The sequence below is a fragment of the Streptomyces sp. NPDC086835 genome (genome assembly GCF_044745705.1).
GTDB lineage: Bacteria > Actinomycetota > Actinomycetes > Streptomycetales > Streptomycetaceae > Streptomyces.
On record NZ_JBIVAU010000006.1, the window covers coordinates 184,749 to 207,151 of the forward strand.

The 22,403-nt window shown below is 72.1% G+C and carries 21 protein-coding genes and 1 riboswitch; of the genes, 9 read left to right on the forward strand and 12 right to left on the reverse strand.

Going from position 1 to position 22,403, the window contains the following annotated elements; translation table 11 throughout:
* Positions 1-87 precede the first annotated feature (87 nt).
* The 5 genes from ACIPJI_RS20910 to ACIPJI_RS20930 are packed head-to-tail and all read right to left on the reverse strand — an operon-like array spanning position 88 to position 5,320.
* Entirely contained in the window at positions 88-933 is an 846-nt protein-coding gene (locus tag ACIPJI_RS20910; protein WP_373465437.1) for a glycosyltransferase family 2 protein, read from the reverse strand.
* 35 nt (positions 934-968) lie between these two features.
* A complete protein-coding gene (locus ACIPJI_RS20915) occupies positions 969-1,748 on the reverse strand; it encodes a CDP-alcohol phosphatidyltransferase family protein (RefSeq protein WP_189464947.1) in 780 nt (259 codons plus the stop codon).
* A complete protein-coding gene (locus ACIPJI_RS20920) occupies positions 1,726-2,787 on the reverse strand; it encodes an iron-containing alcohol dehydrogenase family protein (RefSeq protein WP_307709599.1) in 1,062 nt (353 codons plus the stop codon). Before ACIPJI_RS20920 ends, ACIPJI_RS20915 begins: the two co-directional genes overlap by 23 nt.
* Complete coding sequence (locus tag ACIPJI_RS20925; protein WP_307709598.1) at positions 2,775-3,512, reverse strand: phosphocholine cytidylyltransferase family protein; 738 nt, start codon at positions 3,510-3,512, stop codon at positions 2,775-2,777. Before ACIPJI_RS20925 ends, ACIPJI_RS20920 begins: the two co-directional genes overlap by 13 nt.
* Positions 3,509-5,320: a DUF5941 domain-containing protein gene (locus tag ACIPJI_RS20930; RefSeq protein WP_356623690.1), complete on the reverse strand. Its 1,812-nt coding sequence runs from the start codon at positions 5,318-5,320 to the stop codon at positions 3,509-3,511. The genes ACIPJI_RS20925 and ACIPJI_RS20930 overlap by 4 nt, the downstream gene beginning before the upstream one ends.
* 259 nt (positions 5,321-5,579) lie before the next feature.
* Between ACIPJI_RS20930 and galE the strand changes: the two genes are divergently transcribed.
* From galE to idi, 4 genes are all read left to right on the forward strand, one after another.
* Positions 5,580-6,563: a UDP-glucose 4-epimerase GalE gene (gene galE, locus ACIPJI_RS20935; protein WP_402247920.1), complete on the forward strand. Its 984-nt coding sequence runs from the start codon at positions 5,580-5,582 to the stop codon at positions 6,561-6,563.
* Between the two features lie 143 nt (positions 6,564-6,706).
* The gene (locus ACIPJI_RS20940; RefSeq protein ID WP_402247922.1) at positions 6,707-7,648 is read left to right on the forward strand and encodes a cation diffusion facilitator family transporter; all 942 of its coding nucleotides are present in this window, start codon (positions 6,707-6,709) and stop codon (positions 7,646-7,648) included.
* 216 nt (positions 7,649-7,864) lie between these two features.
* Positions 7,865-9,112, forward strand: a complete 1,248-nt coding sequence (locus ACIPJI_RS20945; protein ID WP_402247924.1) for a bifunctional class I SAM-dependent methyltransferase/N-acetyltransferase — start codon at positions 7,865-7,867, stop codon at positions 9,110-9,112.
* 156 nt (positions 9,113-9,268) lie between these two features.
* Positions 9,269-9,862 carry an isopentenyl-diphosphate Delta-isomerase gene (gene idi, locus ACIPJI_RS20950; protein ID WP_307709594.1) on the forward strand — a complete coding sequence of 198 codons (594 nt, stop codon included), beginning with the start codon at positions 9,269-9,271 and terminating at the stop codon, positions 9,860-9,862.
* A 31-nt stretch (positions 9,863-9,893) separates the two neighbouring features.
* Here the strand turns inward: idi and ACIPJI_RS20955 are convergent, their stop codons facing one another.
* Both ACIPJI_RS20955 and ACIPJI_RS20960 read right to left on the reverse strand, forming a co-directional pair.
* The gene (locus tag ACIPJI_RS20955; protein ID WP_356623648.1) at positions 9,894-10,370 is read right to left on the reverse strand and encodes an ATP-binding protein; all 477 of its coding nucleotides are present in this window, start codon (positions 10,368-10,370) and stop codon (positions 9,894-9,896) included.
* Between the two features lie 134 nt (positions 10,371-10,504).
* Positions 10,505-11,188, reverse strand: coding sequence for an HdeD family acid-resistance protein (locus tag ACIPJI_RS20960; protein WP_307709592.1), 684 nt, complete (start codon positions 11,186-11,188; stop codon positions 10,505-10,507).
* A gap of 82 nt (positions 11,189-11,270) precedes the next feature.
* Between ACIPJI_RS20960 and ACIPJI_RS20965 the strand changes: the two genes are divergently transcribed.
* Positions 11,271-12,041, forward strand: a complete 771-nt coding sequence (locus ACIPJI_RS20965; protein WP_402247926.1) for an enoyl-CoA hydratase/isomerase family protein — start codon at positions 11,271-11,273, stop codon at positions 12,039-12,041.
* A gap of 19 nt (positions 12,042-12,060) precedes the next feature.
* Here the strand turns inward: ACIPJI_RS20965 and ACIPJI_RS20970 are convergent, their stop codons facing one another.
* Both ACIPJI_RS20970 and ACIPJI_RS20975 read right to left on the reverse strand, forming a co-directional pair.
* Entirely contained in the window at positions 12,061-12,702 is a 642-nt protein-coding gene (locus ACIPJI_RS20970) for a DJ-1/PfpI family protein (protein WP_307709590.1), read from the reverse strand.
* A gap of 20 nt (positions 12,703-12,722) precedes the next feature.
* Positions 12,723-13,733 carry a GlxA family transcriptional regulator gene (locus ACIPJI_RS20975; protein ID WP_402247928.1) on the reverse strand — a complete coding sequence of 337 codons (1,011 nt, stop codon included), beginning with the start codon at positions 13,731-13,733 and terminating at the stop codon, positions 12,723-12,725.
* A 123-nt stretch (positions 13,734-13,856) separates the two neighbouring features.
* Here ACIPJI_RS20975 and ACIPJI_RS20980 point away from each other — a divergent pair, with 123 nt between their 5' ends.
* From ACIPJI_RS20980 to ACIPJI_RS20990, 3 genes are all read left to right on the forward strand, one after another.
* Entirely contained in the window at positions 13,857-14,720 is an 864-nt protein-coding gene (locus ACIPJI_RS20980) for a hypothetical protein (protein WP_402247931.1), read from the forward strand.
* 101 nt (positions 14,721-14,821) lie between these two features.
* Positions 14,822-14,953, forward strand: a complete 132-nt coding sequence (locus ACIPJI_RS20985) for an LPFR motif small protein (RefSeq protein WP_307709587.1) — start codon at positions 14,822-14,824, stop codon at positions 14,951-14,953.
* Between the two features lie 79 nt (positions 14,954-15,032).
* The gene (locus ACIPJI_RS20990) at positions 15,033-17,462 is read left to right on the forward strand and encodes a Tex family protein (RefSeq protein WP_402247933.1); all 2,430 of its coding nucleotides are present in this window, start codon (positions 15,033-15,035) and stop codon (positions 17,460-17,462) included.
* Positions 17,463-17,655: 193 nt separating this feature from the next.
* Here ACIPJI_RS20990 and ACIPJI_RS20995 read toward each other — a convergent pair whose 3' ends face one another.
* From ACIPJI_RS20995 to ACIPJI_RS21005, 3 genes are all read right to left on the reverse strand, one after another.
* A complete protein-coding gene (locus ACIPJI_RS20995) occupies positions 17,656-19,293 on the reverse strand; it encodes an ABC-F family ATP-binding cassette domain-containing protein (protein WP_402247935.1) in 1,638 nt (545 codons plus the stop codon).
* Between the two features lie 30 nt (positions 19,294-19,323).
* Entirely contained in the window at positions 19,324-19,857 is a 534-nt protein-coding gene (locus ACIPJI_RS21000; protein ID WP_307709584.1) for an RNA methyltransferase, read from the reverse strand.
* Between the two features lie 117 nt (positions 19,858-19,974).
* Entirely contained in the window at positions 19,975-21,000 is a 1,026-nt protein-coding gene (locus ACIPJI_RS21005; protein ID WP_402247937.1) for an oxidoreductase, read from the reverse strand.
* 62 nt (positions 21,001-21,062) lie between these two features.
* Here ACIPJI_RS21005 and ACIPJI_RS21010 point away from each other — a divergent pair, with 62 nt between their 5' ends.
* On the forward strand, positions 21,063-22,022 hold the full coding sequence (locus ACIPJI_RS21010) for an NAD(P)/FAD-dependent oxidoreductase (RefSeq protein WP_402247938.1): 960 nt from the start codon (positions 21,063-21,065) through the stop codon (positions 22,020-22,022).
* A gap of 215 nt (positions 22,023-22,237) precedes the next feature.
* Positions 22,238-22,403: riboswitch (TPP riboswitch) on the forward strand.

A 22,403-nucleotide genomic window follows, 5' to 3' on the forward strand; every position in this document is an offset into this window, starting at 1 on the left:
AGTTGAAACTTTCGTGTTCAAGATGCGCGGCAGTTCGGGGCGCGGCCTAGGTGGCTCGTCGCCCCGATGCTCTCAGAACCGAGCTTGTCAGATGACAGGAGGTCGACCCAGCCTGGTGAGACGCCACACCGTACGCCACTTCATCGGGCGGCGCGGTCCGCAGGGGGTGCGCCATCCCTCCCGGAAACCGCCGAACCACGCCTTGAGCGCCGGCAGCGTCGGGCGCCGCAGGAGGGTGAGGAGCACCCAGACGCCCACGTAGACGGGCACCAGCGGCAGGGGCAGGTTCCGCCGCGCCACCCATACCCGGTTGCGGGCCACCATCCGGTGGTAGACCGCGTGCCGGGAGGGGGGCATGGTCGGGTGGAGGAGCACCATGTCCGCGCGGTACTCGATGGACCAGCCGGCGTCCAGAGCGCGCCAGGCGAGATCCGTCTCCTCGTGGGCGTAGAAGAACTCGTCGGGAAGCCCGCCGACCTGAACCAGCACCTTCGTGCGCACGGCGTTGGCGCCGCCGAGGAAGGTGGTGACCCGCGAGGAGCGCATGGGGTCGGAGGCGCGCAGCCTCGGGACATGGCGGCGCTGGGTGAGCCCGGTCTCGGGATCGGCGATGCGGAAGCTGACGATGCCCAGCCCCGGGTCCGCGTCGAAGGCCTCCCGGACCAGCTGGGCGGTGCCCGCGTCGGGGAGCAGTCCGTCGTCGTCCAGGAAGAGCAGGACGTCGACGTCCGAGCCGCCGGGTCCGAAGGCCTCGATGCCGACGTTGCGGCCGCCGGGGATCCCGAGGTTCTCCGGCAGGTCGATCGTGCGCACACCCTCGGGCACGTCCACCACGGGGGCGCCGTTGCCGACCACGACCACCTCGATCGGGTCGCCGTCCTGCCCCGCCACCGAGTCGAGGAGGGCGCGCAGCTCGTCGGGCCGGGTCCCCATCGTGATGACGACGGCGCCGAGCTTCAGCGGGGCGTTCACTTCAGCCTGCTCGAAGCGAGGACGGACACGAGGTGGAGCAGCGTCTGGAGCAGCGCGATGCCGGCCAGCACGGCGACGCCGAGGCGGGAGAAGAACAGGTCGCCCCGGGCCTCGTCGAGGACGGCCAGCACCAGGATGAGCAGGGACGCCTCGATGCCGAGGACCAGTCGGTGGAACTTCAGCGCCGCGGCGGCCCGGCGGGCGAGCGCCATGCCGGAGGAGCGCGGTTCTGCCGCCGCCTCCTTGACCGGCGGCAGTCCGCCCTGGTGGCGGGCGACACCGACCAGGTCGGTCTCGGCCTTGATCAGGATCGCGCCGAGTGCGGCGAGGGTGCCGAGGAAGGCCCACAGCCAGTCGGTCCGGCCGCTGCCCCACAGGTCCGCGGCGCGCAGGCCGAAACCGACCAGGACCGCCGCGTCGCACAGGTAGGCGCCGACCCTGTCCAGGTACACGCCGGACAGCGAGAACTGCTTCTTCCAGCGGGCCACCTCGCCGTCGACGCAGTCGAGCAGCAGGTAGAGCTGGACCGCCACGACGCCGAGGACGGCCCCCCATATGCCCGGCACGAGCAGGGCGGGAGCGGCGAGGACACCGGCGAGGGTCATCACGTAGGTCAGCTGGTTGGGCGTGACCTTGGTGGTGACCAGGAGGCGGGTGATACGCAGGGAGATCTCTCGCATGTAGAGGCGGCCGCCCCAGTGCTCCCCGCTGCGCCGGTCCTTCACACCCGCGGGGTGAACGACCGGGCGGAGTTCAGCTACTGATGGTCTTGGCATAGTCGGCGTACGCGTCCCTGATCTGGTCGTGGTTGAGGTCGAGGTGCTCGAGGATGGTGAAGCGGCCCGGGCGGGTCTGCGGCGCGTACTCCACGGCGCGCACGAACTCGTCCGTGGAGAAGCCGATCTCCTGCGGGAGTACGGGCAGGCCGTGCCGGCGCAGGACCTCGGCGAACAGGCCCGCCTGCTCGCTCGCACCGCGCAGGTACATCGCGAAGGCCGCTCCCAGTCCGCACTGCTCGCCGTGGCTGGCGGCCCGCTTGGGGTAGAGCAGGTCGAAGGCGTGGCTGATCTCGTGGCAGGCGCCGGAGGAGGGCCGGGAGTCGCCGCTGATCGACATGGCGATCCCGGACAGCACCAGGGCCTCGGCGAGGACGGTGAGGAACTCGTCGTCACCGACGCCGCCGGGGTGGCGCAGCACGGACTCGCCCGCGGTGCGGCCCATGGCGGCGGCCAGGCCGTCGACCTTCTCGCCGGTGACGCGGTGCGAGAGCTCCCAGTCGGCGATCGCCGAGATGTTGGAGATCGCGTCGCCGATGCCGGAGCGGACGAAGCGGACGGGCGCCTCGCGGATCACGTCGAGGTCGATGACCATGGCGATGGGCGTCGGGACGCCGTAGGAGCCGCGGCCGTTGTCGTTGTCGAGCGTCGAGACGGGCGAGCACAGACCGTCGTGCGAGAGGTTCGTCGCGACGGCGACGAGCGGCAGGCCGACCCGCGCCGCGGCGTACTTCGCCACGTCGATGATCTTGCCGCCGCCGAGGCCGACGACCGCGTCGTACCGCTTGCCCCTGATGTCGTCGGCGAGCTTCACCGCGGCGTCGATGGTGCCGCCGCAGACGTCGTACCAGTCCGCGCCGGGCAGTGCCGGGGCGAGCCTCTCGCGCAGCTTCTGGCCGGAGCCGTCACTGATCGCGAAGGCGAGCCGGCCGGACGCGGAGATCCGCTGGTCGGCGAGGAGACCGGCCAGGTCGTCCAGCGCGCCGCGATGGATGTCGACGACGACCGGGGACGGGATGAGCCGGGTCAGTACTGGCACGCGATCCCACGGCCCTTCGCGAGGTCGTCGTGGTTGTCGATCTCGACCCACTTGACGTCGCCGATGGGAGCCACGTCGATGGTGAAGCCGCGGTTCACGAGCTCCTGGTAGCCGTCCTCGTAGTACAGGTCGGGGTCGCGCTCGAACGTCGTCTTCAGCGCGTCCGCGAGATCCGCGGCGGCCTCCGGCTCGATGAGCGTGACGCCGATGTACTCGCCGGTGGCGGTGGCCGGGTCCATGAGCTTGGTGATCCGCCGGACGCCCTTGTCGCCCTCGGTGATGACCTTCATCTCCTCGTCGGCGAGCTGCTTCACCGTGTCGAGGGCGAGGATGATCTTCTGGCCGTCGCCACGGGCGGCGAGCAGGGTCTTCTCGACGGAGACAGGGTGCACGGTGTCGCCGTTGGCGAGGATCACGCCCTCGGCGAGGACGTCACGGGCGCACCACAGGGAGTAGGCGTTGTTCCACTCCTCCGCCTTGTCGTTGTCGACGAGGGTGAGCTTCACGCCGTACTTCGCCTCGAGCGCCGCCTTGCGCTCGTACACGGCCTCCTTGCGGTAGCCGACGACGATCGCGGCCTCCGTGAGCCCGATCTCCGCGAAGTTGCCCAGCGTCAGGTCGAGGACCGTGGTCTCCCCGTCCACCGGCACGAGGGCCTTCGGAAGCGTGTCGGTGTAGGGGCGAAGACGCCGTCCGGCACCGGCTGCCAGTACGAGGCCGATCATGCGGGTTCTCCTTCGTCATGTACTGCGGGTGCCTGCGAGGACACCCAGAATCGGATGCTCTCGACCAGCACCAGGACCGCCACGGCCACAGCGAGGACCGTCAGCGCGACGGTGATGTCCGCGGGCACCAGGAAGGCGAGCACAGCGACTGCCAGGACCCGCCCCTCGTGCCCGCCGATCGCCCGGACCAGCCAGTGCGGCGGCGCGCCCGTGCCACCGCGGATGCGGTACACCGTGTCGTAGTGATGGTAGGCGACAGCCGCTACCAGCCCGAAAGCGGCGGGCAATGCCCCGTTCACCTCCGCGTGGGCGGCGAGGAGCAGGATCGTGCCGTACTCGGCGGCCCGGAAGACAGGGGGGACGAGCCAGTCGAGGGCGCCCTTGAGAGGCCGGGCGACGGCGAGCCCCGAGGTGGCGGCGTACACGAGGGCGGCGACCAGCGTCCAGACGCTGCCGAATCCGGTGAACGCGGCGGTCGCCAGCAGCACGGCCGCGCCCACGGCGGCCGACGCGAGCGGTGCGATGCCCGGCAACTTCCGTGCCGCGCGGGCGGTGGCACGGGCCACGGCCTCTGCCGCCGGACCGGAGTCGGCGAGGTCGGCGAGCGCCTGGGCCGCACGGTCCGTGCGGTGCGCCTTGCGGGTCAGTGAACGCAGCACCCGGCCGGCGGTGGTGTAGCAGGCGGCGAGGGAGCAGCCGACGAGCAGGGCGTAAAAGACGATGCGCGGGGTGGCCACCGCGGTGAGCACGGCGATCATCGCCCAGCGTTCGCCGATCGGCAGAACTATCATCCGGCGCAGCCAAACCGTCCAGCCGACGCTGTCGAGTTTGCTGGACAGGGCGGCCGTGGGACTCGTGTTGGCCGTCGCGTCGTGGTTCGCCTCGTTGAAGGAGAAGTCGACGACGTGCCGGCAGGTCTGGAGCACCATCGCGCCGAGGGCGAGTGCCCAGACGTCGTCACCGCCCCGGGCGGCGCCGAGGGCGAGTCCCGCGTAGTAGGCGTACTCCTTGGCCCGGTCGAAGGTCGCGTCGAGCCAGGCGCCGAGCGTCGAGTACTGCAGGGAGTAGCGGGCGAGCTGCCCGTCGGTGCAGTCCAGGACGAAGGAGAAGAGCAGCAGCAGGCCCGCGGCGACGTAGCCGGCGCGGGTGCCGGTGGCGGCGCAGCCGGCCGCGACGAGCGCGGTGAGCAGCGACGCGGTGGTGACGTGGTTCGGCGTCAGTCCCCGGCGGGCGCACCAGCGCGCGATGTAGCGGGAGTAAGGGCTGATGCAGAAGGTGGTGAAGAAGCCGTCGCGCGCCTTGACGGCGGAGCGCAGGCGCACCGCCTCGTCGTCGACCGCGTCGACGGCGGCGCGCGTCCGGTGCCGTTCCTCCGCGTCGGAGGGCACGGCGGCGACCAGCGAACCGAGCTCGGGGTGATGGACGGACACGCCCCGCGCCTCGAGCTCGGCGGTCACACCGTCGACGACGCCGTCACCGGCGACGGCTCCCGCGCCGGCCGGCACGGTGGCGGAGACCGCGCGCACGGCGCCGGTCAGCGCGGTGCGTCCGGCCGGCTGGGCGGTGAGTGCGCCGGTGACGGCGGCGGTGGGAAAGCGCGGGTCGGTCAGCGCCAGCCGCAGGGCGTGCACATGGCCCACGAAGCGCGGGTCGACCACGGCGACCCTCTCGGTACCGGGCACGGCCTCGATCAGGGCGGCGGTGTGCTCAGGGCCGTTGGCGACCCGCACGTCGAAGCCCAGCGACCGCAGATCGCCCTCGAGCGACGACCCGGGTACCGGCGGACCGGTGAGGATGGCGGTCGACAGACGAACTCACTCCTTGGCGCTGGCGGTGCTGGTGCACGGCCGCTCGGCCCGGCGCACGGGCGGCGGCACGTCGGCAGAGGCTATCGGATGTACGGAAGCGGGAGTTCACCGGCCGTTTACGCCTCGGCGGCCCGCCGAGATCATCATTGTCGATCCATGCCCCGCCCTCCAAACCGCGGCCCCTGAGCAGCGCCCGGGAGCCCGGCGGGGAAGGCCGGGACCGGCCGGGGGCGGCGGGCCACACCATAGGGTGGCCGTCATGACGTGGCTGATCACAGGTGGAGCGGGGTACATCGGGGCGCATGTCGTACACGCCATGACGGCGGCCGGCGAACGGGTCGTCGTGCTCGACGACCTGTCCTCCGGGTTCCCCGAGCGGCTGCCGGCCGGTGTGCCGCTCGTGCGCGGGTCCGTGCTCGACCGGGACGAGGTGGAGCGCACACTCGCCGAGCACGCGGTCACGGGTGTGGTGCACCTGGCCGCGAAGAAGCAGGTCGGCGAGTCCGTGGAGCAGCCGCTCAGGTACTACCGGGAGAACGTGCACGGGCTGACGGTGCTGCTGGAGGCGGTGGTGGCGGCCGGCGTGCGGCGCTTCCTCTTCTCCTCCTCCGCCGCCGTGTACGGGATGCCGGACACCGGACTCGTCGCCGAGTCGGCCGTGTGCAGGCCGATCAATCCGTACGGGGAGACGAAGCTCACGGGCGAGTGGCTGGTGCGGGCGGCCGGCCGCGCCCACGGTCTGTCGACCGCGTGCCTGCGCTACTTCAACGTCGCGGGTGCGGCCGCCCCCGAGCTGGCGGACGTCGGCGTGTTCAACATCATCCCGATGTTCTTCGACCGGATCACCCGCCAGGAGGCTCCGCGGATCTTCGGCGCGGACTATCCGACCCCGGACGGGACCTGCGTCCGCGACTACATCCATGTCGCCGATCTGGCCGACGCGCACCTCACGGTGGCGCGGCGGCTGGCCGGGCGTGACGGCGGCGGAGATCTCACCGTCAACATCGGCCGCGGCGTCGGCGTCTCGGTCCGGGAGCTCGCCTCTCTGGTGGGCGAGGTCACCGGCCGCCGTATCGATCCGGTGGTGGAGGCGCGCCGCCCGGGGGACCCGGCGACGGCGGTCGCGTCCGTCGAGCTGATCGGCAAGGAGCTCGGCTGGTCCGCCTCGCACGGGGTAGGCGACATGGTCGCGTCCGCGTGGGCCGGCTGGCTGGCCAGACACCCCGAGGCAGCACCGCACTGATCTTCCAGGGGCTCTGACCTGCAAGCATTTCCGCAGGTCAGAGCATATGACAACGGTGTTCAGTGCCGTGTTGCCCCATACCCCCCACCCGTAGTTGACTAAGCCTCGGCCGAGCGACGCGCACCAGAGCGAAGGGCATGGACATGGGGGCAGGGCACGACCACGGGCATACTCACGGCGGCCCGCCGCCCACGGGCACCGCGGCCGCCGTCCACCGGAGCCGGCTGCGGATCGCCCTCGCCATCACGCTCGGCGTGATGGTGCTGGAGATCGCCGGCGGACTGCTGTCGGGCTCGCTGGCCCTGCTCGCGGACGCGGCCCACATGGCGACGGACGCGGTGGGCCTCGGGATGGCCCTGCTCGCGATCCACTTCGCCAACCGGCCGGCCGGGGTGAACCGCACGTTCGGGTTCGCCCGTGCCGAGATCCTCGCGGCGCTCGCCAACTGTCTGCTGCTGCTCGGCGTCGGCGGTTTCCTGCTCGTGGAGGCGGTGCAGCGGTTCATCGAGCCGGCGGAGACCCGGGGCGGCCTGACCGTCGCCTTCGCCGTCGTCGGCCTGGCGGCGAACATGGTCTCGCTGACGCTGCTGATGCGGGGCCAGAAGGAGAGCATCAACGTCCGCGGCGCCTATCTCGAGGTGATGGCGGACGCGCTCGGCTCGGTGACGGTCCTGGTGTCCGCGGGAATCATCCTGGCGACCGGCTGGCAGTACGCCGACCCGATCGCCTCCCTGGCCATCGGCGTGATGATCGTGCCGCGCACCTTGCGGCTGCTGCGGGAGACGCTGAACGTGCTGCTGGAGTCGGCCCCCAAGGGCGTCGACATGGAGGAGGTACGCGCGCACATACTGGCCCTGCCCGGCGTGGCGGACGTGCACGACCTGCACGCCTGGACGATCACGTCCGGGATGCCGGTGCTCTCCGCGCACGTCGTCGTGAGCCAGGACGCGCTGGACTCGGTGGGTCACGAGAAGATGCTGCACGACCTCCAGGGCTGCCTCGGCGAGCACTTCGACGTCGAGCACTGCACCTTCCAGCTGGAGCCGGTCGGGCACGCCGAGCACGAGGCGCGACTCTGCCACTGAGCGGGACGGCCCCTGCTAGGGTTTCCGCGGACGCAGGCGTCCCACGACCCTTGAGAGGAGCTGAGGTTGATGACCGTCGCAGCGGAGGCTGCCCAGCGCAGCGCCCGGTCCTTCCTCATCCTCCGGGCTTCCGTCCGACCCTGATCCGATCCCGTCCGGTATCCGCCGGTTCGATCGCGCACGTCGGCCGGAGCCCCGTGAACAAGGGTTTCCACGTTGTCCGACAACGCTTTGCACGACGCTTTCTTCGCCCTGCACCACGGTCTTCCGCGGCAGGGTCCCGGCTCCGACGACACCTCTCTGCGGTTGCTCGCGACGGTGGGCCCCCTGCCCGCCCGGCCGCGCGTGCTCGACCTCGGCTGCGGTCCCGGCCGCTCGGCCCTGCTGCTGGCCGAGCGGGCCGGCGCACTGGTGACGGCGGTCGACCTGCACCAGCCGTTCCTGGACGAACTGCGGCACAGCGCCGTGGCGCGCGGCCTCGGTGACACGATCGTCACCGTCAACGCCGACATGGGTGACCTGCCCTTCCCCGACGGGTCGTTCGACCTCGTCTGGGCGGAGAGCTCCGCCTACAGCATCGGTTTCGACACCGCGCTCGAGAAGTGGCGGCGGCTGCTCTCCACCGGCGGCAGCCTGGTCATGACCGAGTGTGAGTGGACGTCGGCCGCCCCCTCCCCGGAGGCCCGAGCCTTCTGGGACGCGCACTACCCGTTGCGCGGCACGGCCGACAACTGCTCGGCGGCCGTCGCGGCCGGCTACACCGTGCTCGGGCTGTACCGGCAGCCCGAGAGCGACTGGGACGAGTACTACGGCCCGCTGGGTGAGCGGGCCGACGCCGCGGACCCGGGCACGCCGGGCATGCCGGAGGCGCTGGCCGCCACTCGCGCGGAGATCGCCATGCGCAGGGACCACGGCACGGAGTTCGGCTACACCGGCTACGTGCTCCGCCCCGTCGATCCCCGCTGGCGTACCCGGCCGGAGACGGCGGCCGACATCCCGGCCGTACGCGCGGTCAACGCCGCCGCGTTCCCCACCCCCGAGGAGGCCGCCCTCGTGGACTCGCTCCGCCTGGACGCCGAGGCGTGGCTGCCGGGGCTGTCGTACGTGGCGGAGGCGGAGGACGGGTCGGTGGCCGCGTACGCGCTGCTCACCCGGTGCCGGATCGGCGGCACCCCCGCGCTCGCCCTGGCGCCGGTCGCGACCGCGCCCCGCCACCAGCGGCAGGGGGCGGGAACGGCGGTCGTACGGGCGGTGCTCGACGCGGCGAGGTCACGCGGTGAGGGACCGGTCGTCGTCCTCAGCCATCCCGGGTACTACCCGAGGTTCGGCTTCGAGGTCGCGGCGCAGCACGGGATCAGGACATCTTTCGAGGTACCGGAGGAGGCCCTGATGGTGCTGGCGCTCGACGGCTGCGAGGACGTGCCGAAGGGCACGGTCCGCTACCCGGCGGCGTTCGGCGTCTGACCGGCTGTTCGCCCCGCCCCGCCTTCCGGGGCGGGGCGGACATGCCAGGCGGCCGCCGAAGTACGGACAAGCCGCTTTTGTACGGCAGACTGAGCGGGGCCCAGGGGCCTTCCTCCGGAAGGACCGCAGGGCCGAGGACCGATGCGAAGGACGGTTATGCCGATCACACCAGCCACCGCGGCGACCAGTTCGTCGAACGGCACATCACCAGCGATCCTGCTCGAGCTGGTCGACGAGGAGGGCAACACCGTCGGTACGGCGGAGAAGCTCTCCGCCCACCAGGCGCCCGGTCAGCTGCACCGCGCGTTCTCGGTGTTCCTCTTCGACGAGCAGGGGCGGCTGCTGCTGCAGCGCCGCGCGCTGGGCAAGTACCACTCCCCCGGTGTCTGGTCGAACACCTGCTGCGGCCACCCGTACCCGGGTGAGTCGCCGTTCGCGGCGGCCGCCCGGCGCACCTACGAGGAGCTGGGGGTCTCTCCCTCACTGCTCGCCGAGGCCGGCACGGTCCGTTACAACCACCCGGACCCGGAGTCCGGGCTGGTCGAGCAGGAGTACAACCACCTCTTCGTCGGGATGGTGCAGAAGCCGGTGCTGCCGGATCCGGAGGAGATCAGCGAGACGGCTTTCGTGACGCCGGACGAGCTGACCGAGCTGCACGGCCGGGCGACGTTCTCCGCCTGGTTCATGACGGTGCTGGACGCGGCCAGGCCCGCGGTCAGGGAGCTGACGGGGCCGGCCGGAGGCTGGTGAGAGGCGCCCGCCTGCTCCACGGCGCGGCGCCTCATACGGGCGCCGCGCCGTCCTGGAACCGGTGCATCAGCGGCAGCTCCGCCCAGATGATCTTTCCGCCGCTCGCGGTGTGTTCGACGTCGCAGATGCCGCCGGCCTCCCGGGTGATCTCGCGGACCAGCAACAGTCCTCTGCCGCCCGTCTGCGCGGCGTCGGTCTCCAGAGCCTTGGGACGGTAGGGGTGGTTGTCCTCGACCGAGACCCGCACCCAGTGCGTGCCGATGGCGACCTCGACGGCGACCTCCGGCGAGAGCAGAGCGGCGTGCCGCACGGTGTTGGTGACCAGCTCCGACACGATCAGCAGCAGGCCCTGCACCACGTCGTCGGCGACCGGGACGCCCTGGCGGGCGAGCAGGTCCCGTACGGCGTGCCGGGCCTGCGGGACGGACACGTCGAGGGCGGGAGCGGTGAACCGCCAGACGCCCTCGTACGACAATGGCCGGGCCGGCACGCTCCCGCGGCTCTCCATAGTCCGGCACCCACCTTCGGCTCGTCCCCACTGACCTTCGGGTAGCAAGTGTTGGTAGTCAGTTGGTCCGTGCCGTACCACTGAACGGAAGTGAACGCCGATCGACGCGTTTTGACCGGGTGCGTATGACAGCGTCAGTTGTGTGACTGGTCGGAACCGCCTTCTGCCCGCTTCCCCGGATCGATCGTTTCAGCACTCTTATCAGCGTTTTCCCGGCTCTCCCGCGGCCCCTGCCCCTGCTCCGTGACCATGTCGACGACGTGCCGGCCGCCGACCCCCATCGCGATCAGTCCCAGACCGTCGAAGAGCAGCGCCAGCGAGAAGAAGGTGCCGAGGACGTACCGGCTGCTTTCCGGCCAGTCGGCCAGCACCAGCACACCCAGCAGCAGGCCGAAGGCCCCCTGCACCAGGGTCCAGCCGAACTGCGGGCCGCGGACCACCAGGCTGCCCACCAGCCGGAAGAGTCCGCCGGTCAGGAACAGCAGGGCGGCGAACATGGTGAGGCCCGCCGCCGCCGTCTCCGGATGGCGGATGACGATCGCGCCGGCCGCGATGTTCAGCGCGGCGACCACGACGGCCAGCCAGAAGAAGTTGCTGCCGCGCGACTCGACCGCGTGGAGCAGGCCGACGATCCCGCAGATCAGCAGCAGCCAGCCGAACAGGAGCATCGAGGTGAGGGTCGCGACGCCCGTGTAGACCAGGCCGACCAGACCCCCCACGGCGAGAATCGCGCCGAGCACGGCCAGTCTCCCGAAGCCGCGGCGCAGGCTCTTCTCCCGGCTGCGGTGGTCCTTCTCGTCGTGCGCGGTACCGGTCATCGGACGACTCCTCGGCGAACCCCCGTGTCAGCGGCGCCCCTTCTTGATCATAGGTTCGGGCCCGCCGGATAGCATCCGGCGCATGGAGTCCCCGAACGCGCATCCGCCCCGGCTCAGGCACACCGTGGCGGACGGTGTCGCCACCGTCGTGATCAGCAATCCCGCCAAGCGCAACGCCATGACCGCGGACATGTGGCGGGCGCTGCCGGAGCTGCTCGGGACACTGGCGGCGGACCCGGCCGTACGGGCCCTGGTGCTGACCGGCGAAGGCGGGACGTTCTGCGCCGGGGCGGACATCTCCTCGCTGCGTCTGCCCGGCGAGGACCCGCAGGCGCTGGCGGTGCGTGCCGAGGAGGCCCTCGCGGCGTTCCCCAAGCCGACGCTCGCCGTGGTGCGCGGCTACTGCGTGGGCGGCGGCTGTCAGCTCGCCGCCGCCTGCGACCTGCGCTTCGCCGAACGCGACACGCTGTTCGGGGTCACACCGGCGAAGCTGGGCATCGTCTACCCGGCGGGTTCGACGCGCCGGCTCGCCGCGCTGGTGGGTCCGGCCGCGGCCAAGTACCTCCTGTTCTCCGGTGAGTTGATCGACACGGAGCGGGCGCTGCGGACCGGGCTCGTCGACGAGGTGCTGCCGGGGGACGAACTGGGCCGGCGGGCGGCCGAGTTCACCAGGATCCTGGTGTCGCGCTCGCAGCTCACGCAGTGCGCGGCGAAGGAGTTCGCCGCCGGCCGCACGGACCGGGACGCGTACTGGGCGGAGCAGGCGCGCGGCAGCGGCGACACCGCGGAGGGGGTCGCCGCCTTCCTCGAGCGGCGTACGCCGCGCTTCTCATGGACGCCGGCAGCCGGCTGACGCCGACGGCCGCACCTGCCTATTGGAGGACGAAGCGGCTCTTGGTACGGAACTCCTCGACCAGGTGCGCGGGAGCCTTCAGCGGCGAGCCGGCGTCGTAGGGCGGCTGCGGGTCGTACTCGGTGAGCAGCTGTACGGCCCGGGCGTGCTCGTCACCGGACAGCCTGCCGACCAGGGTGAGCCCCATGTCGATGCCGGAGGAGACGCCGGCCGCCGTGACGTACTTGCCGTCCGTCACGACCCGGCGGCCCGTCGGCCTCGCGCCCAGCCGCTCCAGCTGGTCCAAGGCGAGCCAGTGGGAGGTCGCCTCACGGCCCTTCAGCAGTCCGGCCGCGGCGAGCAGCAGCGAGCCCGTGCACACCGACGTGGTCCAGGTGCTGGTGGCGTCCACGGCGCGCAGCCAGTCCAGCAGGGTCTCGTTCCGCATCTGGGCGTCCTGGCCGGGGCCGCCCGGGACGAGGACGATGTCCGGCGCCGTCACCTCGTCGAAGGTCCTGGTGGCGACGAGCGAGAGCTCGTCACGGTCGTTCGTCACGGGACCCTTCCGTTCGGCGACGAAGACGACGTCGGCGTCCGGGAGGCGGCAGAGCATTTCGTAGGGGCCGACGGCGTCCAGTGACGTGAAACGGTCGAAGAGCAGGACAGCGATCTGCGTGGGCACGGGCGTTCCCTTCGTAGGGTTCAGCGGGAGGGTCGGGCGGGTCCGCGGAAGCGGCGGCGGTACTCCGCCGGGGCCACGCCGAGGGCCTTCACGAAGGCCCTCCGCATCGCCTCCGGGGTGCCGTATCCGCAGGCGCGGGAGATCTTCGTGACTCCGTCGGCGGTGTCCTCCAGGAGCCTTCTGGCGTGCTCGAGGCGCACCCGCTCCACGTAGCGGCCCGGTGTCGTGCCCGTCTCGGCCTGGAAGGCGCGGGCGAAGTGCCGGGGCGACAGGCCCGCGCGGTCCGCGAGCGACTCGACGCAGAGGTCGGCCTCGGGGTGCTGGGTGACCCAGTGCTGCACGGCCCGCAGCGGTTCGCGTCGCGCGGTCTGGGCCGCGAGCTGGGCACTGAACTGCGACTGGTTGCCGGGACGCCGCAGGAAGACGACCAGATGGCGGGCCACGGTGAGGGCGACGTCCCGGCCGAGGTCCTCCTCCACCAGTGCCAGTGCCAGGTCGATGCCCGCCGTGACGCCCGCGGAGGTGGAGAGCCTGCCGTCCCGGACGAAGATCGGGTCGGGCTCGACCTCGACCTCCGGATAGGCGCCGGCGAGGTGGTCGCAGACGGCCCAGTGGGTGGTGGCTCGCCGGCCGTCGAGCAGCCCGGCTTCCGCCAGCAGCAGCGCGCCGGTGCACACGGACACCAGGCGTCCGGCGTGCGGCGCCCGGTCGCGGAGCCAGTCGATCAGTCGTGGATCAGGGCGTCGGGTGCCCTCGCCGCCGGGGACGAGGAGCGTATGGGGCGGGGGCTCGCCTGCCAGGTCCCCGTCAGGGACCAGCGTGAGGCCGCTGGAGGTCCGTACCGGCGAGCCGTCGAGCGAGGCGGTACGGATCCGGTACGCGGACCGGTCGCCGCAGGCCCGGCGGGCTCCCTCGAAGACCTCGACCGGTCCCGTCACATCGAGGCTCTGCACGTCGTCGAAGAGGAGGACGAGCAGCGTCCGCCCCGTCGTCGGCCGCTCCACCGGTTCTGTCGTCGTCGGCTCCGTCATGAGTCCCATCCTTCGCGCGACGGGGCCGTGTCCGCAATGACGAGGACCCCACCTTTCCTGCCACCGCCGTCGGGGGGCCGGCCCGATCTACCATCCGTACCGACCAGTCGGTAACGTGCTGACATGACTTCTCTGCATCCGCGCGCGGGACGCCGCTGCCACAACGCCCTCAACCCGCTGCACTCGACGGTCTACTTCTCCCCCGACTTCACCGCCGAGCTCGCACAGCTGGGTGTCGAGGACCCGAGAGCCGCCTACTTCGCCGGACGTGGCGCCGCCATGGGCGCGGTCGGACCGGGTGCGGTGGCCGCCGCGTTCTACAACTTCAACCACGAGCTGATCGCCGAGCACCTGCCGGCCGTGTGGGACACCGCCTCTCCCGAGGCGGTGCTCGCGGCGCGGCTGCGCGCCGTCGACACCACCCTGCGGCGGCTGCTCGGCGACGACGCCGTGGCCTCCCCCGAGATGGCGGAGGCAGCGGCTCTCGCGCTGCGCGCGGCCGAGGCATGCACCCGGCACGCCCGTCCGCTCTACGCCGCCCACGCCGACCTGCCCGTCCCGGACGAGCCGCACCTGGCGTACTGGCACGCGGCGACCCTGCTGCGGGAGCACCGCGGCGACGGGCATCTCGCGGCGCTGCTCGCGGCCGGTCTCGACCCGCTCGAGGCGCTGGTGAGCCACACCGCCACGGGCAAGGGAATGGCGCCGCGCTGGATCCTCGCCACCCGCGGCTGGGGACGGACCGACTGGGAGGCCGCGCAGTCCCGGCTGCGGGAGCGTGGACTGATCGACGCGGAAGGCGAGTTGACGGAGGCCGGCACCGCGCTGCGGACCGAGCTGGAGGAGCACACCGACCGGCTCGACCGGGCGCCGTACGAGCACCTGGGCGCGGAGGGCGTCGAGCGTCTCACGGAACTCGGCCGCGGCTTCCTGACGACCGCGGCGCTCGCCGGCGCGTTCCCCGAGAACCTCACCGGCAAGGGCTGAGGCACCGGGACGGGGCGGGGCGGGGGCGGGGCGGGGACGTTTACGGAGAAGCGATCCCGGCTACCCGACGTAGTCCAACCCCCCGTCATTGGAGGTCAATTGTGTTCCGCGCCATAGCAGACGCCCTTCGTACGGTCGGCTCGGCGATCGCCACCGTGGTGACGCTGCCGTTCCGGCTGCTGGCCAAGCTCTTCGGCGGAGCCTCGCGCGGCGGCAGGACACGGCGCGCCTGAGGCACGCGACACGGCCCCCGGCCACCCGGCACAATGCACTCTCAAGCACAGCGAGCACGAGAAGGCGAGTCGGGAAACCGTGACGACGTCCATCGAAGGCAGGATCGCCGAGGAGCTCGGCGTACGCGAGCGGCAGGTGAAGGCGGCCGTCGAGCTGCTCGACGGCGGGTCGACCGTGCCGTTCATCGCTCGCTACCGCAAGGAAGCGACCGAGATGCTCGACGACGCGCAGCTGCGCACGCTCGAGGAACGGCTGCGTTATCTCCGGGAGCTGGAGGAACGGCGGACCGCGATCCTGGAGTCCGTGCGCGAGCAGGGCAAGCTCACGGACGAGCTCGAGGCCCGGATCGGGGCAGCCGACACCAAGGCGCGGCTGGAGGACATCTACCTGCCGTTCAAGCCCAAGCGGCGCACCAAGGCGCAGATCGCCCGTGAGGCGGGGCTCGAGCCGCTGGCCGAGGGCCTGCTGAGCGACCCGTCGGTCGACCCGTCGGCGGCCGCCGCGGCGTTCGTCGACGCGGACAAGGGGATCGCGGACGCCCCCGCCGCCCTCGACGGAGCGCGCGCGATCCTGACGGAGCGTTTCTCCGAGGACGCCGACCTCATCGGCGAACTGCGCGAGCGGATGTGGACCCGTGGCCGGCTCGCCGCCAAGGTCAGGGAGGGCAAGGAGGAGGCGGGCGCGAAGTTCGCCGACTACTTCGACTTCTCCGAAGGCTTCACCGAACTGCCCTCCCACCGGATCCTCGCGATGTTCCGCGGTGAGAAGGAGGAGGTCCTCGACCTGGTCCTGGAACCGGAGGAGCCGACCGACGGGCCCTCGTCCTACGAGGGCATCGTCGCGGCCCGCTTCGGTGTCGCGCAGCGCGGGCGGCCCGGCGACAAGTGGCTCGCCGACACCGTGCGTTGGGCCTGGCGCACCCGGATCCTGGTGCATCTCGGCATCGACATGCGGCTGCGGCTGCGTACGGCCGCCGAGGACGAGGCGGTGCGGGTCTTCGCGGCCAACCTGCGCGACCTGCTGCTCGCCGCCCCCGCGGGCACCCGCGCCACCCTCGGTCTCGACCCCGGCTTCCGCACCGGGGTGAAGGTCGCCGTCGTCGACGCGACCGGCAAGGTGGTCGCCACCGACACGATCTATCCGCACGTTCCCGCGAACAAGTGGGACGAGTCACTCGCGAAGCTGGCACGTCTCGCCAAGGAGCACGCCGTCGAGCTGGTGGCGATCGGCAACGGCACCGCCTCCCGCGAGACCGACAAGCTGGCCGGCGACCTGATCACCAGGCATCCGGAGCTGAACCTGACCAAGGTGATGGTGTCCGAGGCGGGCGCCTCCGTGTACTCCGCGTCGGCGTTCGCCTCGCAGGAGCTGCCCGGTCTGGACGTGTCGCTGCGCGGCGCCGTCTCCATCGCGCGCCGGCTGCAGGACCCGCTGGCCGAGCTGGTCAAGATCGACCCGAAGTCGATCGGCGTCGGGCAGTACCAGCACGACCTGTCCGAGGTGAAGCTGTCCCGGTCGCTCGACGCGGTGGTCGAGGACTGTGTGAACGGTGTCGGCGTCGACGTCAACACGGCGTCCGCGCCGCTGCTTTCACGGGTGTCGGGCATCGGCGCCGGGCTGGCGGAGAACATCGTCGCGCACCGCGACTCCAACGGCCCCTTCCGCTCCCGCAAGGCGCTCAAGGACGTGGCACGGCTCGGCCCGAAGGCGTACGAGCAGTGCGCGGGCTTCCTGCGCATCCGCGGCGGTGACGATCCGCTGGACGCCTCCAGCGTGCACCCGGAGGCGTACCCGGTGGTGCGGCGGATGGTGAAGACGACCGGTGGAGAGGTGGCGTCCCTCATCGGCAACACGTCCGTGCTGCGGTCGCTGCGGCCCGCCGAGTTCGTGGACGAGACCTTCGGCCTGCCGACCGTGACGGACATCCTGCGGGAGCTGGAGAAGCCCGGCCGCGACCCCCGTCCCGCGTTCCGGACGGCCACCTTCAAGGAGGGCGTCGAGAAGATCGGCGACCTGACCCCGGGGATGGTGCTGGAAGGCGTGGTCACCAACGTCGCCGCGTTCGGCGCGTTCGTGGACGTCGGTGTCCACCAGGACGGTCTGGTGCATGTGTCGGCGATGTCCCGGAACTTCGTCAAGGACCCGCACGACGTGGTCAAGTCGGGCGACGTGGTGAAGGTGAAGGTGCTCGACGTCGACATCCCGCGCAAGCGGATCTCGTTGACGCTGCGGCTGGACGACGAGGCGTCGGCGCAGCCGGCGGACGCGGGTGCGCCCCGGCGTGAGCGCGGCGGACGTCCCCCGCAGCAGCGCCAGGGCGGTGGAGGCGCCGGCCGCGAACGCCGTGGTGCCGGTGGCGGGGGCGGCAACGGCGGGGATCGTCGCGGCGGCGGCAACGGCGGTGACCGCCGTGGTGCCGGCACGCCGCGCCAGGCCCCGGCCCCCTCGAACAGCGCGATGGCGGACGCGCTGCGCCGCGCGGGCCTGGTGGACCCGAAGAACCGCTGATGTGCGCTCGGGGCCGGGGCAACATCCCCGGCCCCGGGAGCCGCCGTCCCGCACAGGGGCGTCCCGCACCGGGCCGCTCCGCGGCGGCGGCAGCAGCCGTGGCGGCCGCGACCGCGTGGGAGCGGCTGGATCGGCGGGAGCGCGTCCGGGCCGGGCCGCCTCGCAGCGGGACCGGGTCACGGCGGCCGGGTCGTCAGAGCTCGGTGACCTTGCCGTCGGCCACCTCGACACGGCGGGTGACATGGACGGCGTCCAGCATCCGGCGGTCGTGGGTGACCAGCAGCAACGTGCCCTTGTAGGAGTCGAGCGCCGCCTCGAGCTGTTCGATCGCGGGCAGGTCGAGATGGTTGGTCGGCTCGTCCAGCACCAGCAGATTGACGCCGCGTCCCTGGAGCAGGGCGAGCGCGGCCCGGGTCCGTTCGCCCGGTGACAGGGTCGTCGCCGGGCGCATCACATGGCCGGCCTTGAGACCGAACTTGGCCAGCAGTGTGCGGACCTCGGCCGGCTCGGTGTCGGGGACGGCCGCACAGAACGCGTCCAGCAGCGTCTCGGTGCCGTAGAAGAGCCCCCTGGCCTGGTCGACCTCGCCGACGACGACACCGGAGCCGAGCGACGCGTGTCCCGAGTCGAGGGGAAGCCGGCCGAGCAGGGCGGCGAGCAGCGTCGATTTGCCGGAGCCGTTGGCTCCGGTGACGGCCACGCGGTCGGCCCAGTCGATCTGCAACGACGCCGGCCCGAACCGGAAGCCGCCGCGCCGCACCTGTGCCTCGCGAAGGGTGGCGACCACCGAGCCGGAACGCGGGGCGGCGGCGATCTCCATCCGCAGCTCCCACTCCTTACGGGGCTCCTCCACGGTGTCGAGCCGCTCGATCATGCGCTGCGTCTGGCGTGCCTTGGCGGCCTGCTTCTCGCTCGCCTCGCTCCGCATCTTGCGGCCGATCTTGTCGTTGTCGGTGGCCTTGCGGCGGGCGTTCTTGACGCCCTTGTCCATCCAGTTCCGCTGCATCTGGGCGCGGCCCTCGAGAGCGGCCCGCTTGTCGGCGTACTCGTCGTATTCCTCGCGGGCGTGCCGGCGGGCGGTCTCGCGCTCGTCGAGGTAGGCCTGGTAGCCGCCGCAGTAGAGGGTGATCTGCTGCTGGGCGAGGTCCAGTTCGAGGACCTTGGTGACGGTCCTGGTGAGGAACTCGCGATCGTGACTGACCACGACCGTGCCGGCCCTCAGTCCCTGGACGAAGGTCTCGAGGCGCTCGAGTCCGTTCAGGTCGAGGTCGTTGGTCGGCTCGTCGAGCAGGAACACGTCGTAGCGGGAGAGCAGCAGGGAGGCGAGACCCGCGCGCGCGGCCTGGCCGCCCGACAGGGACGTCATCGGCTGGTCGAGGTCGACGGTGAGGCCGAGCGAACCGGCGACCTCCTCGGCACGCTCGTCCAGGTCCGCGCCGCCGAGGTCGAGCCAGCGCTCCAGGCCGGTGGCGTAGGCGTCGTCCGCCCCCTCGACGCCGTCGGCCAGGCCTTGGGCGGCGGCGTCCATGGCGGTCTGGGCGGCCGCGACGCCGGTGCGCCGGGCGAGGAAGGCCCGGACGGTCTCCCCTTCGCGGCGCTCGGGCTCCTGCGGGAGGTGGCCGACGGTCGCGGTCGGCGGGGAGAGCCGCAGCTCACCCTGTTCCGGCCGGTCGAGCCCGGCGAGCAGACGCAGCAGGGTGGACTTGCCCGCTCCGTTGACGCCGACGAGACCGATCACGTCGCCGGGCGCGACGACGAGGTCGAGCCCGGAGAAGAGCGAGCGGTCGCCGTGTCCGGCGGCGAGGTCCTTGGCGACGAGAGTTGCAGTCATCAGGGAGTGAATCCTAGGGCTTCTTGCGGGTCAGAGGAGTCCGGCGAGTTTGTACAGGGCAAGGGAGCCGGCGACGGCCACGTTCAGGCTCGAGCCGGTGCCGATCATCGGGATCTCCACGCACTCGTCGAGCAGGTCGAGTGCCTCCGGCGGAATCCCGTGCTGCTCATGGCCGAGGACCATGACGGTCGGCCGGCGCGCCGGCGCCAGGTCGGCGAGGCGGACCGCCTCGTCGGCCAGCTCGACGCCCACGATGCGCGCGCCCCGCTCCCGCTGCCGGGCCAGCCATCCCAGCGGGTCGCCGGTCCGGTGGGTGCACACCGGCTTGCGCAGGGTGTTTCCGCGGGCCAGCGCCTCGGGCACCCACGGGAAGCGCGGGACGGTGATGCAGGCGCCGACGGCGTCGCAGGTGCGGGCGAGGGTGCCCAGGTTCGCGCCGTGGAGGGGCCACAGGGGTGCCGCGTAGAGATGGTCCCAGCAGGAATGGGCTCGCGGGCGCCGGCTTCGGCGCAGTTCGTCGGGCGCACGGGTGCGGAAGGCGGGTCCGCTGCTCCTGGCGCTCATGAGCGCGGGGAGGCGGACCTCCGGTTCAGGGGCGCACACGTGCGAGGCGTGTGATGTACGTGACGTGAGTGATGCATGCGGCGGCGATTCAGCGGCTCGCCCGGGCCTCTTGTCGGATCATCGCGCCACCGGCGTGACGAGCACGCCCCCCATGGTGCGTGCCACGACGAAGGATCGTCCCTTGACCGCCTTGGCGTCCAGCGGAATTCGGTGCGTCCCGGGATGCAGCGTCCCGTCGAACAGCTCCCGGACACGGGTGCGGTACAGCGCGTCGAGACGGTAGGCCACCAGCCGGACGCGGCATGCCGAGGCCACCTCGACCACCGCCTCCCCGCCCTTCGCCCCGAGCCCCCGCAGGCGCCGCTGCCCGACCGGGCTCCGGTCCAGGGCCAGCTCGATCTGCGCCACCAGCAGCGGGATGATCGGCGCGAGCCCGTCCACGTACTCCACCTGCGCGTCGGCGCGGTCGAACGCCTCACGGACCGCGGCCCGGTCCGTCTCCGTGACCGCCCGGCCGAAGGCGACGACCTGGTACGCGCAGAGCTCCTCGGCCGGGACGCCGGCCGCGTCGTGGGCGATGTCGGCGCCGATGCCGACGGACCGCAGGGCGGCGGCGAGCTTGGCGAGGACCGCGACCCGCGCGCCGATCAGCAGGACGCGGCGGCGGGCCGCGTCCTCCTCCGGGCCGGGCAGCAGCCGTTCCAGCGCCGCCCGGTACTCCTCGCCGCGGAAACGGAACGGTCCGATGCCGTGGTAGCCGTTGAGTTCCAGATCGGCCGTCCCGTCGGTCTGCCAGGCGAAGTCCCGCCAGACGACGTCGTCACCGTCGCGCTCGATGACGGCGGTGACGGCCCCGCACTCGAGCCCCTCGCATTCGGGACAGCCGTAGATCACGTACCTGCCGTCGCTCAGCGGTGCCTCCGCGTCGAGCAGCAGCCGGCGCAGATGGTCGGTGAAGACGGCGGGCGGGATGTCCGAGGCCAGCGGCGAGACCGCGTCGAGGTCACTGAGCCGGTGGAGCAGCGGCCGGCCGTCGACGATGAAGTCGGTGAAGTCCCGGTGCACCTGGTAGGCACCATCGGCGAGGACTCCCCCGGTCCGCATCGCCGGCGCCAGCCCGAAGGTCGCGTACTCGGCAGACATGTCGTGAGTCTGCCCAACCGCGCGGTCTTCTGAGCACGAACGCCATGGATTACGGTCCCGGCATGAACGGCGACGTACTGGTGCTGGGCGGCGGGGTGGTGGGCCTGACCACGGCCATCGTGCTGGCGGAGAGCGGCAAGCGGGTGCGGGTGTGGTCCCGGGATCCGGCCGGCATGACCACGTCGGCGGTCGCCGGCGGGCTGTGGTGGCCGTATCGCATCGAGCCGGAGAAGCTGGTCGGCGAGTGGGCCCTGGAATCACTGCGGGTGTACGAGGCACTGGCGGACCGGCCGGAGGAGACGGGCGTACGGCTGGTGCCCGGCGTCCAGGCGGGGACCCGGCCGGCGGAGCTCGGTCCCTGGGCCGCGCGGGTCGAAGGACTGCGGGATGTGGGCCGCGACGACCTGCCGCCGGGGTTCGCTTCCGGTCTGCGGGCCCGGATTCCGCTGATCGACATGCCGGTCCATCTCGGCTGGCTGCGGCGGCGGCTGGAGGCCGCGGGCGGCGCCGTCGAGGCGCGCGAGGCCGGTTCCCTCGCCCGGGCACAGTCCCGGAGCGGGGCGTCCGTCGTGGTCAACTGCACCGGTCTCGGTGCACGCGAGCTGGTGCCCGATCCGTCCGTACGGCCGGTGCGGGGACAGTTGGTGGTGGTGGAGAACCCGGGCGTCGAGGAGTGGTTCACCGCGGTCGACCACGCGTCGAGCGCGACGACGTACCTCCTTCCGCAGCCGGGGCGGCTGCTGTTGGGCGGCACAGCCGAGGAGGACTTCTGGGACCTGGTGCCCCAAGAGGCCACCGCGGCGGCCATCGTCGAGCGGTGCGCCCGTATCCACCCGGAGGTCGGCCGGGCCAAGGTGCTCGGGCACCGGGTGGGTCTGCGGCCCGCCCGGGACACCGGCGTGCGGATCGAGTCGGAGCGCCTGCCGGGTGGGGCGCTGCTGGTCCACAACTACGGCCACGGCGGCGCCGGCATCACCGTCGCCTGGGGTTGCGCGGGGGCGGCGGCCGCACTCGTCGGGTAGGCGGCCGGGCTCGTCCGGCAGGGCGTGTCCCAGGCCTTCCCTGGGGCGGCCTGGTGGTGAGTGCGGGTGGCGAGCCACGCGCCGAGGACCGGTAGGGCGATCATGTGCCGAGCCGGATGACACGGCCTCTCGCCCCCCGCCCGGAAAAGAGCCAGAATTTCCCCCTTTCACCCCTTTTGATGGGATGCGTGGAGCGCTAGGCTGGTAGACGCCTACGAGGCGAGCGAGGGAGTTCGACCGGAGTAGCCGACTTCGGCGGAGTTACCCGCCGGGGCCGACGTCGACGGTCGGGCTGAGAGGTCTGAAGGTCGCAGGACCGGAGGACGACCCCCATCACCTGATCCGGACAATGCCGGCGCAGGGAGCCCGTCTCGTAGGTTC

Coding starts and splice junctions, on each gene's coding strand:
- ACIPJI_RS20910 (WP_373465437.1), bottom strand. CDS start 933: ATGGGGACCCGGCCCGACGAGCTGCGCGCCCTCCTCGACTCGGTGGCG.
- ACIPJI_RS20915 (WP_189464947.1), bottom strand. CDS start 1,748: ATGCCAAGACCATCAGTAGCTGAACTCCGCCCGGTCGTTCACCCCGCG.
- ACIPJI_RS20925 (WP_307709598.1), bottom strand. CDS start 3,512: ATGATCGGCCTCGTACTGGCAGCCGGTGCCGGACGGCGTCTTCGCCCC.
- galE (WP_402247920.1), top strand. CDS start 5,580: ATGACGTGGCTGATCACAGGTGGAGCGGGGTACATCGGGGCGCATGTC.
- ACIPJI_RS20940 (WP_402247922.1), top strand. CDS start 6,707: ATGGGGGCAGGGCACGACCACGGGCATACTCACGGCGGCCCGCCGCCC.
- idi (WP_307709594.1), top strand. CDS start 9,269: ATGCCGATCACACCAGCCACCGCGGCGACCAGTTCGTCGAACGGCACA.
- ACIPJI_RS20955 (WP_356623648.1), bottom strand. CDS start 10,370: ATGGAGAGCCGCGGGAGCGTGCCGGCCCGGCCATTGTCGTACGAGGGC.
- ACIPJI_RS20960 (WP_307709592.1), bottom strand. CDS start 11,188: ATGACCGGTACCGCGCACGACGAGAAGGACCACCGCAGCCGGGAGAAG.
- ACIPJI_RS20965 (WP_402247926.1), top strand. CDS start 11,271: ATGGAGTCCCCGAACGCGCATCCGCCCCGGCTCAGGCACACCGTGGCG.
- ACIPJI_RS20975 (WP_402247928.1), bottom strand. CDS start 13,733: ATGACGGAGCCGACGACGACAGAACCGGTGGAGCGGCCGACGACGGGG.
- ACIPJI_RS20980 (WP_402247931.1), top strand. CDS start 13,857: ATGACTTCTCTGCATCCGCGCGCGGGACGCCGCTGCCACAACGCCCTC.
- ACIPJI_RS20995 (WP_402247935.1), bottom strand. CDS start 19,293: ATGACTGCAACTCTCGTCGCCAAGGACCTCGCCGCCGGACACGGCGAC.
- ACIPJI_RS21000 (WP_307709584.1), bottom strand. CDS start 19,857: ATGAGCGCCAGGAGCAGCGGACCCGCCTTCCGCACCCGTGCGCCCGAC.
- ACIPJI_RS21005 (WP_402247937.1), bottom strand. CDS start 21,000: ATGTCTGCCGAGTACGCGACCTTCGGGCTGGCGCCGGCGATGCGGACC.
- ACIPJI_RS21010 (WP_402247938.1), top strand. CDS start 21,063: ATGAACGGCGACGTACTGGTGCTGGGCGGCGGGGTGGTGGGCCTGACC.